Origin of the sequence: Cupriavidus sp. TMH.W2, from assembly GCF_050847365.1 — a bacterium.
Classification (GTDB): Bacteria; Pseudomonadota; Gammaproteobacteria; order Burkholderiales; family Burkholderiaceae; genus Cupriavidus.
The window spans coordinates 2,420,675-2,433,950 of sequence record NZ_CP193792.1 but is presented as its reverse complement, the minus strand read 5'-3'; the positions used below and the strand labels follow the sequence as shown (position 1 = coordinate 2,433,950).

Here is a 13,276-nt window from a genome sequence, read left to right as displayed (position 1 = left end):
CCACAGAAATGAAGCGTATTTTCGAAGTCTACCGCTACGATCCGGACAAGGATGCGGCGCCGCGCATGCAGACCTACGAGGTCGAACTGGACGGTCACGAGCGCATGCTGCTGGACGCGCTGGTCAAGCTGAAGAAGCTGGACGAAACCATCTCGTTCCGCCGTTCGTGCCGCGAAGGCGTGTGCGGCTCGGACGCGATGAACATCAACGGCAAGAACGGCCTGGCCTGCCTGACCAATATGCGCGAGCTGCCGGACCGCATCGTGCTGCGTCCGCTGCCCGGCCTGCCGGTGGTGCGCGACCTGATCGTCGACATGACGAACTTCTTCAAGCAGTACAACTCGATCAAGCCGTTCCTGATCAACGACGAGCCGCCGCCCGAGAAAGAGCGCCTGCAGTCGCCGGAAGAGCGTGACGAGCTGGACGGCCTGTATGAGTGCATTCTCTGCGCCAGCTGCTCGACGTCGTGCCCGTCGTTCTGGTGGAACCCGGACAAGTTCGTCGGCCCCGCCGGCCTGCTGCAGGCTTACCGCTTTATCGCGGACAGCCGCGACCAGGCCACCAGCGAGCGTCTGGACAACCTGAACGACCCGTACCGCCTGTTCCGTTGCCATAGCATCATGAACTGCGTCGATGTGTGCCCGAAGGGTCTGAACCCGACCAAGGCCATCGGCAAGATCAAGGAGCTGATGGTCCGCCGCGCGGTCTGATCCGGCGGCTGTCTGCAGTAGTTGTAAGCGACACGTCAGCCCGAGCGGCTATATCGGGCTGGCGTGTCGGAAGTAGGAAGCCATGACTGAGAGTCCTGCCACCACTTTCTCCCATCAGGCCGATCCGCACAAGCGCGCCCGCCTGCGCTGGCGCGCCCGCCGCGGCCTCCTGGAGAACGACATCATCGTCGAACGTTTTTTCAACCGTTACGAGGAGAGCCTGTCCGACGAGGACGTGGCTTCGCTGAGCACCCTGTTCGAACTCAGCGACAACGAGTTGATGGACCTGCTCCTTGCGCGCAAGGAACTGGACGGTGAGCTCGACACGCCCCCGATGCAGCGAGTCATCACCCTGCTGCGTACGGTCTGAGTTTTGGTCAACATTATTATTCACAGCATTTGAAGGATCCGACATGACGCCGTCCGATGTGAAAGCCACGCTATCGTTCTCCGATGGTTCCCCCAGCGTTGAGCTGCCGATCTACACGGGTACCGTTGGCCCGGACGTAATCGACATTCGCAAGCTGTACGGACAGACCGGTAAGTTCACTTACGACCCCGGTTTCATGTCGACGGCTTCGTGCAATTCCAAGATCACCTATATCGATGGTGACAAGGGCGAACTGCTGTACCGCGGCTACCCGATCGAGCAACTGGCGCAGAAGTGCGACCACCTCGAGACCTGCTACCTGCTGCTCAAGGGCGAACTGCCCAACGCCAAGCAGAAGGAAGAGTTCGTCAACTCGGTGATGAACCACACCATGGTTCACGAGCAGCTGCAGTTCTTCCTGCGCGGCTTCCGCCGCGATGCCCACCCGATGGCGGTGCTGACCGGCCTGGTGGGCGCCATGAGCGCCTTCTACCACGACGCGATGGACATCGACGATCCGCACCAGCGCGAGATCTCGGCCATCCGTCTGATCGCCAAGATGCCGACCCTGGTCGCCATGGCGTACAAGTACAACATCGGCCAGCCGTACATCTACCCGCAGAACGACCTGTCCTACTCGGGCAACTTCATGCGCATGATGTTCGCCACCCCGTGTGCGCCGTACACCGTGAACCCGGTGCTGGAACGCGCGCTGGACCGTATCTTCATCCTGCACGCCGACCACGAGCAGAACGCGTCGACCTCGACCGTGCGCCTGGCCGGTTCGTCGGGCACCAACCCGTTCGCAGCCATCGCCGCCGGCGTGGCCTGCCTGTGGGGGCCGGCCCATGGCGGCGCCAACGAAGCCGCGCTGAAGATGCTGGAAGAAATCGGCAGCGTCGACAACATCAATGAGTTCATCAAGCAGGTCAAGGACAAGAACTCGGGCGTGCGCCTGATGGGCTTTGGTCACCGCGTGTACAAGAACTACGATCCGCGCGCCAAGCTGATGCGCGAAACCTGCCATGAAGTGCTGGAAGAGCTGGGCCTGCACAACGACCCGCTGTTCAAGCTGGCCATGGAGCTGGAAAAGATCGCGCTGGAAGACGAGTACTTCGTCAGCCGCAAGCTGTACCCGAACGTCGACTTCTACTCGGGCATCGTCCAGCGCGCGCTGGGTATCCCGACGTCGCTGTTCACCTGCATCTTCGCGCTGGCTCGTACCCCGGGCTGGATCTCGCAGTGGGAAGAGATGATTACCGATCCGGAATACAAGATTGGTCGTCCGCGTCAGCTGTTTGTTGGCGCGGCTACGCGTGATGTGCCGGATGTGGCCAAGCGGTAAGCGGTTGGCTACTGTTTGACCACCGCGTCGAAGCGGTAGGAGAAACGCCTCGGTTATCCGGGGCGTTTTTTTTTGTGTTTTAGGTCGGCGCGAAGGCCCGGAAAAGAGGGGCGCCGGCCAGCGAACCGGTCTCAATTGCTGCGCAGTTTCCGGCATCCAGTCCACCCCGCAAGTGCCTCCTACACCAATCCGTGTCGCAATGCACAAAAGTGGTGATAAAAGCAATTTGTGGGCAATCGTGCCGCAGTCTGCCAATCTGGTCCGCCATATATTGTGCGATTTTCGCATCCATCAGGAAATTTGACCCTATAATGCGGGCTGCTTTGCCGACGGCAGCCGGGCCACCCTTCCGGCATGCAGTGTGGCAAGCGGGGCAGGCGAATCGCTTGCGCAATAGAGAACGCATCAATCGTTGTCTTTCCGAACCTTGGTCCCCATTACCTCAGGGGGACTGACACATGCCGGGCCCCGCAAAAGCTGTCTCTCCCTTGCAGGCCCGTCTTCCGCGTCTCGGGCGTCTTTATCTGTAGTCCGCGGGTGTTGTTCGATTGCGCAGGTCATACCGTTTCTGCCCGGTTGACCCAAACATAAATCGAGGAGCTCCTGATGACGCTGTCCCGTCTTACGTCCATCTCGCTGGCCGCCATGCTGGCCACCTTTGGCGCCGCCGCCAACGCTGAAACCGTGAAGATCGCCATTGCCGGCCCGATGAGTGGCTCGGTGGCGCAGTATGGCGACATGGTCAAGGCCGGTGCGCTGACCGCCATCGAACAGATCAACGCAGCTGGCGGCGCCGGCGGCAACAAGTTCGAAGTGGTGATGATGGACGACGCCTGCGAGCCGAAGCAGGCCGTGGCGGTTGCCAACAAGATCGTCAGCCAGAACATCAAGTACGTGATCGGCCATGTCTGCTCGGGTTCGACCATCCCGGCCTCGGACATCTATGAGAACGAAGGCATCGTGATGGTGACGCCGTCGGCCACCGCGCCGCAGCTGACCGAGACCAAGAAGCGCAAGTTCATCTTCCGCACCATCGGCCGCGACGACCAGCAGGGGCCGGCTGCCGCCCAGTACATCATCAGCAAGGTCAAGCCGAAGAAGGTTGCCGTGCTGCACGACAAGCAGTCGTACGGCCAGGGCATCGCCAGCTCGGTGAAGAAGGACCTGGAAGCCGCCAAGATCCCGGTGGCCGTGTTCGAAGGCATCAACGCCGGCGACTCGGACTACTCCGCGGTCATCACCAAGCTCAAGTCGCAGGGCGTGGACTTTGTCTACTTCGGCGGCTACCACCCGGAAATGGGCCTGCTGCTGCGCCAGGCGCGCGAGCAGGGCGTGAAGGCCACCTTCATGGGCCCCGAGGGCGTGGGCAACAAGGACGTGACGGCGATTGCCGGCCCGTCCTCGGAAGGCATGCTGGTGACGCTGCCGGCCGACTTCTCGGCCGACCCGGCCAACGCCGCGCTGGTGAAGGCCTTTGCCGACAAGAAGCGTGACGCCAACGGTCCGTTCCAGATGCCGTCCTATGCCGCCGTCAAGATCATCGGCGACGCCATTGCCGGCGCCAAGAGCACCGATCCGGCCAAGGTCGCGGCGTGCATGCACAAGAACGCCTTCCAGACCCCGATCGGCAAGGTCGAGTACGACGACAAGGGCGACCTGAAGTCCTTCAAGTTCGTGGTCTACACCTGGCACAAGGACGCCAGCAAGACGGCCGCCAACTAAGGCATTCGCATCCCGATGGGGTGCTCCCCTCTCCCGCTTGCGGGAGAGGGGCAGGGGGTGAGGGCAGGCGGGTCAGAGGCTGACGGCCGCGGGGTCAAACCGATGGCCCCGCTTGATGTGGCTCCTAGCTAGCCCACCCCTCATCCCGGCCCTCTCCATGAGGGGAGAGGGAGAACACCTTGCTTTGGCAAGTTCGAATGGTTTTGGTGCATCCCTGCTGAGGCCAGCTCTGCGGCTTCGAGGTTTTCCCCCAATGAATGAATTCCTTCCACAGTTCACCCAGCAGCTGGTCAACGGCCTGACGCTGGGTGCGATCTATGCGCTGATCGCCATCGGCTACACAATGGTCTACGGCATCATCGGCATGATCAATTTCGCGCACGGCGAGATTTACATGATCGGCGCCTATGTCGGCCTGGTCACGCTCACCGCGATCGGCGCCCAGGCAGGCTACCCCCTGCCGCTGGTGCTGGGCGCCGCCTTGCTGGTCTCGGTGCTGGTCACCGGCGTCTACGGCTATGCGGTCGAGCGGGTGGCATACCGGCCCTTGCGGGGCGGACCGCGGCTGGTGCCGCTGATCTCCGCCATCGGCATGTCGATCTTCCTGCAGAACTATGTCCAGATCGGGCAGGGCGCGCGCGACGTGTCGGTGCCGGTGCTGATCTCGGGCGCCATCGAGTTCCAGATGGGCGGCGACTTCACCGTGACGGTGCCTTACTCGCGCCTGCTGATCGTGGGCGTGACGCTGCTGCTGATGATCGCGCTGACGCTGTTCATCGGCCGCTCGCGCATGGGCCGCGCCTGCCGTGCCTGCGCCGAGGACATGCGCATGGCCAACCTGCTGGGCATCGACACCAACAAGGTGATCTCCTTCACCTTTGTGCTGGGTGCGATGCTGGCGGCGGTGGGCGGCGTGCTGATCGGGCTGACCATCGGCAAGCTCAATCCCTTCATCGGCTTTATCGCCGGCATCAAGGCCTTTACCGCGGCGGTGCTGGGCGGCATCGGCAGCATCCCGGGCGCGATGCTCGGCGGCGTGCTGCTGGGCCTGGCGGAGACCTTCGCCTCGGGCTACATGCCGGCCGAATACAAGGACGTGGTTGCGTTCAGCCTGCTGGTGCTGGTGCTGCTGTTCCGTCCGACCGGGCTGCTGGGCAAGCCTGATGTCGAAAAGGTCTGAGGGAGGACGAGACCATGACTAACAAAGTTGGCGCAATACCCGCCGGGCAAGCCGCACGCGCTGCGGCGCCGGGCCAGTCGCTGAAGAACGCGATCACCGCGGCCGTGATGACGGCCATCCTGACCATCCCCATCCTGGGCCTGCAGCTCAAGCTGGAAGGCTACAAGGTGGTGCTCGAGCCGCACTGGCGGCCGGTGTGGATCGCCGTGGCGGCGGTCTTCCTGTTCCAGCTGTTCAAGCCGATGCTGTCGCGGGCCGGCAGCGCGGTGCACCTGCCGGCGGTGCCGCAACTGGGCGCGCGGCAGCAGCGCGTGGCGGTATGGGTGCTGCTGGCGGTGGGGCTGGTGTGGCCGTTCTTCGGTTCGCGCGGCGCGGTCGACGTGGCCACGCTGGCCCTGATCTACGTGATCCTGGGGCTGGGCCTGAATATCGTGGTGGGCTATGCCGGCCTGCTCGACCTGGGCTATGTCGGCTTCTACGCCATTGGCGGCTATACCTACGCGCTGCTCAACCAGTATTTCGGGCTGAGCTTCTGGGAATGCCTGCCGATCGCCGCGGCGATGTCGGCCACCTTCGGCTTTATTCTTGGCTTCCCGGTGCTGCGCCTGCGCGGCGACTACCTGGCCATCGTGACGCTGGGCTTTGGTGAGATCATTCGCCTGCTTGCCAACAACCTGACCAGCCTGACCGGCGGCCCGGACGGCGTCTCGGGCATCCCGAAGCCGACCGTGTTCGGCATCGAGATGGCGCGCAGCGCGAGCGTGGAGGGCGCCAGGACCTTCCATGAACTGCTGGGCTGGGACTACAGCGGCCAGCACATGGTGATCTTCCTCTACCTGCTGGCGCTGCTGCTGGTCGGCTTCACGCTGTTCGTGACCGGCCGGCTGATCCGCATGCCGATGGGCCGCGCCTGGGAAGCGCTGCGCGACGACGAGATCGCCTGCCGCTCGCTGGGCCTGAACCCGACCCGCATCAAGCTGTCGGCGTTCACGCTGGGGGCTTCGTTCGCCGGCATCGGCGGCGCCTTCTTCGCGGCGCGGCAGGGGCTGGTCAATCCGGAATCGTTCACCTTCATCGAGTCGGCGCTGATTCTGGCGGTGGTGGTGCTGGGCGGCATGGGCTCGCAGCTGGGCGTGATCCTGGCGGCGATCCTGCTGACCGTGCTGCCCGAGGTGGCGCGCGGCTTTGCCGAATATCGCATGCTGATCTTCGGCCTGGTGATGGTGCTGATGATGATGTGGCGTCCGCAGGGCCTGCTGCCCGCGAGCCGTCCCCACGTGGAGTTGCCGCGATGAGTGCAAACGCAGAATTGCTGAAGGTCTCCGGCCTGCAGATGCGCTTCGGCGGCCTGCTGGCGGTGGACGGTATTGATTTCGATGTGCGCAGCGACGAGGTCTTCGCCATTATCGGCCCCAACGGTGCCGGCAAGACCACGGTGTTCAACTGTGTGGGCGGCTTCTACAAGCCCACCGCCGGCGAGGTCACGCTGGATGGCCACGCCATTGCCGGCCTGCCCAGCCACCAGGTGGCGCGCAAGGGCCTGGTGCGGACCTTCCAGAATATCCGCCTGTTCAAGTCGCTGACGGTGGTGGAAAACCTGCTGGTGGCGCAGCATCGCCAGGTGCAGGCCGGCATCCTGCGCGGCCTCTTTGCCACGCCCGCCTACCGCCGTGCCGAGCGCGAGGCGCTGGAGCGCGCCGCGGTCTGGCTCGAGCGCATGAACCTGACCTCGGTGGCCAACCGCGAGGCGGGCACGCTGTCGTACGGCCACCAGCGCCGGCTGGAAATCGCGCGCTGCATGATCACCAAGCCGCGCCTGCTGATGCTGGACGAACCGGCGGCTGGCCTGAACCCGCAGGAGAAGATCGAACTGCAGCAGCTGATCGACCAGCTGCGCCGCGAGTTCGGTATCTCGGTGCTGCTGATCGAGCACGACATGAGCCTGGTGATGGGCGTGTCGGACCGCATCCTGGTGATGGAACACGGCAAGCCGATCGTGATCGGCAAACCGGAGGAAGTGCGCAACGACCCGCGCGTGATCAAGGCCTACCTGGGAGAGGACTGATGCTGAAGCTGGAACAGGTCCATACCCACTACGGCGCGGTGGAGGCGCTGTCGGGCGTATCGATCGAAGTCAACAAGGGGGAGATCGTCACCCTGATCGGCAGCAACGGCGCCGGCAAGACGACGCTGATGATGACCGTGTGCGGCACGCCGCGCGCCTCGAGCGGGCGCGTGCTGTTCGAAGGGGAGGACATCACCAACCGGTCCACGCACGAGATCATGCGCTTGGGGCTCGCGATCTCGCCCGAGGGCCGGCGCGTGTTCCCGAGCCTGACCGTGCTGGAAAACCTGAAGATGGGCGCGTTCTTCGCCAAACGCGACGAGATCGAGGCCGGCATCGAGCACGTGTTCAAGCTGTTCCCGCGCCTGAACCAGCGCGCCAGCCAGCGCGCCGGCACCATGTCCGGCGGCGAACAGCAGATGCTGGCGATCGGCCGCGCGCTGATGAGCCGGCCGCGCCTGCTGTTGCTGGACGAGCCCACGCTCGGCCTGGCGCCGCTGATCATCGCGCAGATCTTCGACATCATCCGCACCATTCGTGACGAAGGCGTCACTGTGTTCCTGGTCGAGCAGAACGCCAACAAGGCGCTGCAGGTCGCGGACCGGGGCTATGTGCTGGAAACCGGCAAGGTAGTGCTGGCCGATACCGGCGCCAACCTGCTGGCCAACGACCGCATCAAGGCGGCGTATTTGGGCGGCTGACGAAGCCGCGCCCCGGGCGCAGACGAGGAGGGTGGTGTTGGGTGCTCCCAAGCCGCCCGAGCTTGCCCAGGCAAGGTGTTCTCCCTCTCCCCTCACGGCTTGCCTTTACCCACAACTTCCGGCGGCTTACTCGTTTTTCTGGAAGATCCGATACATTTCGGTGATTTCGTGCAAAACGAGGAAGCCGCGCCAGAGGACAGTAGCACCGGGGGGATCGTCGTTTTTGCGACCCAGGTAGCCACCGAGCTTGGCGATCCAAAGGACCGTTTCGCTGAGTTTGGGTGCCTGCTCCGGTGGCTTGGTTGTGCCGTGCGTGCGGCAGTACAAGGCCTGCCATTCGAGCGACTGCAATAGCACCGAGCAAGGGATATCGGCTTCAAGCCGGCCGAGCATGGTCGCGTACATGATGCGCCAGCCGATCACGGCGAACAGCGCCGTGGCGCGCAGGAACCGCTCCAGCGTCCCGAACTGCCGAGCCTCGATCTGGCAGCCACTTTTCAGGACACGATGCCAGGATTCAATGGTCCAGCGCCGGGCATACCAGCTCAGCCGTTCCAGCACATCTTCCAGCGTTTGGGTGGGCATCGAACTGAGCAACATCCATTCGAGCGGCTCAACACCTTCGGGCGGATCGATTTCCAGTGCGTGAATGGCAAACACTTCGAGGCTTGGTAGGGCCTCTGCGCCGCGGCTGCGCGGCGGTCGCAGTTGGACGGGCACACAGCGCAAAGCCAGTCGGGCGCTACGCGCTTGCCTGGCGCCACTCCTGGGCACGTGCAGGACGGTCTCCCCGAGTACGGGGGCCGCAGCAACCGTCTCCCACAGATACTTCTCTGGGTGATCCACGCCCCGATTCCAGGCGGCCCGCACCAACCAGTCCACCCCCGCTGGGCGCTGCGCCAGGAACACGTCGTACACATCGCCCTCGCGATCGCTGACGGCAACAAGGTGCGTGTCCGGACACTGCATCTTGAGCGGCTCAAGGCATTCCAGCCCCTCCAGCCACTTCACGCTTTCCTTGTCACGAATGGACAGCGCCCGGCGCTGCCTGGCCTTGCCCGATGCTTGCGGCGCACGCACCCACGTCTTCATGCTCAACACGCCCAGTGGCAGGCCCTCAGGCGTCACCGCCAGCACGCTGTGCAACATGAATCCGCGCAAATTGCCGCCCGTGCCGTGACCAAGTCCCTCAGTCGCGGGCAAATTTGCCAGATTGAATTCCGTGGTGTCCTGCACCGCCAATACGACAGGTACCTGCTGCATGCGACCCACGGTTTGAACGACGTGGCTCGCCAGTATTCCGTCCGGGTCGACCGCCTCATTATCAAAGAAGCGATATGCCGCCTTGAGTTGGGCACCACTCAAGGCCTGCGGGAACGAAACATGGGCTTTTTGCGCTAGTCCGCGCGCCAATGCCACAAGGCGCTGCGTGCGACGTGCATCGCCCAACTGAGCGCCACCGAATTCGTCGCTGGCCCAGTCTTCCAGATCTTCCGTATCAGACAAAATTGCCACCACTGATTGTCAACTTCCCCGAAGTTAACACCGTCCAATCCCGTTTACAACCTTTCCTATCGAGATGTGGGTAAAGACAAGCCTCACGGGGAGAGGGCCGGGGTGAGGGGTGGTCTAGCAAGGAGCCACATCAAGCGGGGCCAACGGTTTTTTCCAGCACCGTGGCTCCGGCCAGCGCCCGCCCTCACCCCACCCCCCCGCGGCAGAATAGATGTCGCCCCTATAGAATTTGAACCCTGGGGGCGATAAGAGAAAGAAGTGGCTCGTTACGGACAAGAATTCAAGGACCGGGCGGTAGCACGGTTGTTACCGCCGGAGAGTGCGGCGGTGGAAGTGGTTTCAAGGGAATTGGGTGTGGCAGTGGCCACGCTTGAGCGCTGGCGTGCGGACGCTATGTCCATGCCCGCTCGCGAGCGAGCATGGACAGCGGCGGCCAGGTTTGAGGCGGTGCTGGCGACGGCTGCGATGGACGAGGCCAGTAAGAACGCCTGGTGCCGTGAGAAAGGTGTGTATCCGCAGGAGTTGGAGCAGTGGCGCACCGCCGCCACGCAGGCGCTGGCTGAGCCCGAGGATGCGCGCGCCACCCATCGTGAGACCAAGGCCGATCGGCGCCGCATCAAGGAACTCGAGCGCGAGCTGCGCCGCAAGGAGAAGGCCCTGGCCGAAGCCGCCGCCCTGTTGATACTCTCAAAAAAGCTCGAGGGCATCTTCCCGAAGGACAAGGACGAGGACGCATGATCGGCCTGGAAGATCGCCACACGATGGTCCGCCATATCGAAACCGCTCACGCAGGCGGTGCTCGCCTGCGCCTGGCCTGCGAGGTAGCTGGCATAACCGTGCGGACGCTGCAACGCTGGAAGGCCCACGATGGCTTGGTGGTCGGCGACCGCCGCCCCGGGGCCGAGCGGCCCACGCCCGCGCATGCGCTGAGCATCGAGGAGCGCGAACGCATTCTGGCCGTTGCCAACGAGCCGCGCTTCGCCGACATGCCGCCGGCGCGCATTGTGCCCATGCTGGCCGATGAGGGTGTCTACCTGGCCAGCGAGTCGAGCTTCGGCCGGGTGCTGCGCGCCCATGGGCAGGCCCGGCACCGAGGACGCGCCAAGGCGCCGCGCCAAAGCCGTCCGCCCACCACGCACGTGGCCACCGGGCCACGCCAACTGTGGTGTTGGGACATGACCTATTTGCCGGCTGAGGTCGCCGGGCGCTGGTTCTATCTGTACCTCATCCTGGACGTGTACAGCCGCAAGATCGTGGGTTTCGAGGTTCACGACCGTGACGACGCCGACCACGCGGCGCATCTGGTCAAGCGCACGGCGCTGGCCGAAGGCATCCATGCCATGGCGGCCAAGCCGGTGCTGCATGGCGATAACGGCGCCACGCTCAAGGCCACCACGGTGCTGGCGATGCTGCACTGGCTGGGGGTCAAGCCTTCGTACTCGCGCCCGCGCGTGAGCGACGACAATGCCTTCGTCGAAAGCCTCTTCCGCACGGCCAAGTACCGGCCGGAGTTCCCGTCTACAGGCTTTGCCGATCTGGCCACGGCGCGTACGTGGGCGGCCCACTTCGTCCACTGGTACAACCATGAGCACCGGCACAGCGGCATCCGCTACGTGAGCCCGGCACAGCGCCACGCCGGTCAAGACGACAAGATTCTCGCCGCGCGCCACGCGCTGTACGTTCAGGCCCGTGAGCGCAACCCGCGTCGCTGGTCATGCAACACTCGAGATTGGTCGCCAATCGACACGGTCACGCTCAATCCGGAGCGCGAGATTGCCGTGCCCACCGGTATCAAGCCAGGCGCCGAAAACCAGCGTTTGGCTGCATGAATGAGGCGACATCTACCTTGACGCGCGCCGCCACCCCTCTCCCTCGCTGTACAGGCCGGGGAGCCTGCTGCCGGCGTCGTCGCAAGGCGAAGCCGGCAAAACCTTTTCGCCATCCGCGAAATCCCCCTTTCGCCAATCACATTACATTCCAGCCGCCGCCCGGGCCGGGCAGGGGGCTGACTGCCGCACCCCCTGTGGCATAATTGATTGCACAGTCAAGCATCGCAGTCACGCTTGAAATAACGCTCGCTTCAGGCGGCTTCCGGCGCGATCATGCGTTATCGCATTGCCATCGCATCGGCATGCCGCTTCGCTCGCCACCGCGATTGAAGCGAATAAAACCCCTGCAAACTACTGCGCGGTTTCCGCGGGCCTCTCCTGCCAGGGACGGGTCATCCGGGCCGCCACCGCATCATGGCCAAGACGCTCTACGACAAACTCTGGGATGACCACACCGTCCACGTCGAGGAAGACGGCACCACGCTGCTCTACATCGACCGCCACCTGCTGCACGAAGTGACCAGCCCGCAGGCGTTCGAGGGGCTGAAGCTGGCGCAGCGTCCGGTATGGCGCATCAGTGCCAACCTGGCCGTGTCGGACCACAACGTGCCGACCACCGACCGCAGCCAGGGCATTGCCGATCCGGTGTCGAAGCTGCAGGTCGACACGCTGGATGCCAACTGCGACAGCTTTGGCATCACCCAGTTCAAGATGAACGACCACCGCCAGGGCATCGTGCACGTGATCGGGCCGGAGCAGGGCGCGACGCTGCCGGGCATGACGGTGGTGTGCGGCGACTCGCATACCAGCACGCACGGCGCGTTCGGCGCGCTGGCGCATGGCATCGGCACCTCCGAAGTGGAACACGTGCTGGCCACGCAGACGCTGCTGGGCAAGAAGGCCAAGAACATGCTGGTCAGGGTGGAAGGCAAGCTGCCGCGCGGCTGCACCGCCAAGGACATCGTGCTGGCCGTGATCGGCAAGATCGGCACCGCGGGCGGTACCGGTTTCACCATCGAGTTCGCCGGCTCGGCCATCCGCGACCTGACCATGGAAGGCCGCATGACGGTCTGCAACATGGCCATCGAAGCGGGCGCGCGCGCCGGCCTGGTGGCGGTGGACGACGTCACGCTCGAATACGTGAAGGGCCGCCCTTACGCGCCGCAGGGCGTGGAGTGGGAGCAGGCCGTGGGCTACTGGCGCACGCTGCATTCCGATGCGGGTGCGCACTTTGACCAGGTGGTCGAACTGCGCGCCGAAGAGGTCCGCCCGCAGGTGACCTGGGGCACCTCGCCGGAAATGGTGATCAGCATCGAAGACCGCGTGCCGGATCCCGAGAAGGAAAAGGACCCGAACAAGCGCAACGCCATGGAGCGCGCGCTGGAATACATGGGCCTGCAGCCCAACGTGCCGGTCGAGAGCATCAATATCGACAAGGTCTTTATCGGCTCCTGCACCAACAGCCGCATCGAAGACATGCGCGCCGCCGCCTGGGTGGTGCAGAAGCTGGGCCGCAAGATTGCCTCGAACGTGAAGCTGGCGCTGGTGGTGCCGGGTTCGGGCCTGGTCAAGGAACAGGCCGAGCGCGAAGGCCTGGACAAGATCTTCAAGGCCGCCGGCTTTGAATGGCGCGAGCCCGGCTGCTCGATGTGCCTGGCCATGAATGCCGACCGCCTCGATGCGGGCGAGCGCTGCGCCTCGACTTCGAACCGCAACTTCGAAGGCCGCCAGGGCGCGGGCGGACGCACGCACCTGGTAAGCCCGGCGATGGCCGCGGCCGCCGCCATCGAAGGCCATTTCGTCGATATCCGCAAGCTGGGCTGAGGAAGCAAGGAAAGA

The 13,276-nt window shown here is 64.2% G+C and carries 11 protein-coding genes; 10 read left to right on the top strand and 1 reads right to left on the bottom strand.

The window, feature by feature from the left end; translation table 11 throughout:
• Positions 1–8 precede the first annotated feature (8 nt).
• From ACREYQ_RS11235 to ACREYQ_RS11200, 8 genes are all read left to right on the top strand, one after another.
• A complete protein-coding gene (locus ACREYQ_RS11235; RefSeq protein WP_011298473.1) occupies positions 9–710 on the top strand; it encodes a succinate dehydrogenase iron-sulfur subunit in 702 nt (233 codons plus the stop codon).
• Positions 711–792: 82 nt separating this feature from the next.
• Positions 793–1,080 (top strand): succinate dehydrogenase assembly factor 2, encoded by a 288-nt coding sequence (locus ACREYQ_RS11230; RefSeq protein WP_018309460.1) that lies wholly within the window; start codon positions 793–795, stop codon positions 1,078–1,080.
• 43 nt (positions 1,081–1,123) lie between these two features.
• On the top strand, positions 1,124–2,425 hold the full coding sequence (gene gltA / locus ACREYQ_RS11225; protein WP_432257679.1) for a citrate synthase: 1,302 nt from the start codon (positions 1,124–1,126) through the stop codon (positions 2,423–2,425).
• 606 nt (positions 2,426–3,031) lie between these two features.
• Positions 3,032–4,147, top strand: a complete 1,116-nt coding sequence (locus ACREYQ_RS11220; protein WP_432257678.1) for a branched-chain amino acid ABC transporter substrate-binding protein — start codon at positions 3,032–3,034, stop codon at positions 4,145–4,147.
• A 253-nt stretch (positions 4,148–4,400) separates the two neighbouring features.
• Positions 4,401–5,327, top strand: a complete 927-nt coding sequence (gene livH, locus ACREYQ_RS11215; RefSeq protein WP_432257677.1) for a high-affinity branched-chain amino acid ABC transporter permease LivH — start codon at positions 4,401–4,403, stop codon at positions 5,325–5,327.
• A 14-nt stretch (positions 5,328–5,341) separates the two neighbouring features.
• On the top strand, positions 5,342–6,622 hold the full coding sequence (locus ACREYQ_RS11210; protein ID WP_432257676.1) for a high-affinity branched-chain amino acid ABC transporter permease LivM: 1,281 nt from the start codon (positions 5,342–5,344) through the stop codon (positions 6,620–6,622).
• On the top strand, positions 6,619–7,392 hold the full coding sequence (gene livG / locus ACREYQ_RS11205) for a high-affinity branched-chain amino acid ABC transporter ATP-binding protein LivG (protein WP_432257675.1): 774 nt from the start codon (positions 6,619–6,621) through the stop codon (positions 7,390–7,392). The genes ACREYQ_RS11210 and livG overlap by 4 nt, the downstream gene beginning before the upstream one ends.
• On the top strand, positions 7,392–8,093 hold the full coding sequence (locus ACREYQ_RS11200) for an ABC transporter ATP-binding protein (protein WP_432257674.1): 702 nt from the start codon (positions 7,392–7,394) through the stop codon (positions 8,091–8,093). The genes livG and ACREYQ_RS11200 overlap by 1 nt, the downstream gene beginning before the upstream one ends.
• Positions 8,094–8,219: 126 nt before the next feature.
• On the opposite strand, the gene ACREYQ_RS11195 is transcribed toward ACREYQ_RS11200, so the two are convergent.
• Positions 8,220–9,608, bottom strand: a complete 1,389-nt coding sequence (locus ACREYQ_RS11195) for an IS4 family transposase (RefSeq protein ID WP_432257562.1) — start codon at positions 9,606–9,608, stop codon at positions 8,220–8,222.
• 258 nt (positions 9,609–9,866) lie between these two features.
• On the opposite strand from ACREYQ_RS11195, the gene ACREYQ_RS11190 reads away from it, so the two are divergent.
• Together ACREYQ_RS11190 and leuC are read left to right on the top strand one after the other, a co-directional pair.
• Positions 9,867–11,437 (top strand): IS3 family transposase gene (locus tag ACREYQ_RS11190; RefSeq protein WP_432257673.1). Its coding sequence is split into 2 segments (ribosomal slippage): positions 9,867–10,296 and positions 10,296–11,437, totalling 1,572 coding nucleotides; the frame shifts between segments, so codons are not numbered across the junction.
• 414 nt (positions 11,438–11,851) lie between these two features.
• Positions 11,852–13,261: a 3-isopropylmalate dehydratase large subunit gene (gene leuC, locus ACREYQ_RS11185; protein WP_432257672.1), complete on the top strand. Its 1,410-nt coding sequence runs from the start codon at positions 11,852–11,854 to the stop codon at positions 13,259–13,261.
• Positions 13,262–13,276: the final 15 nt, after the last annotated feature.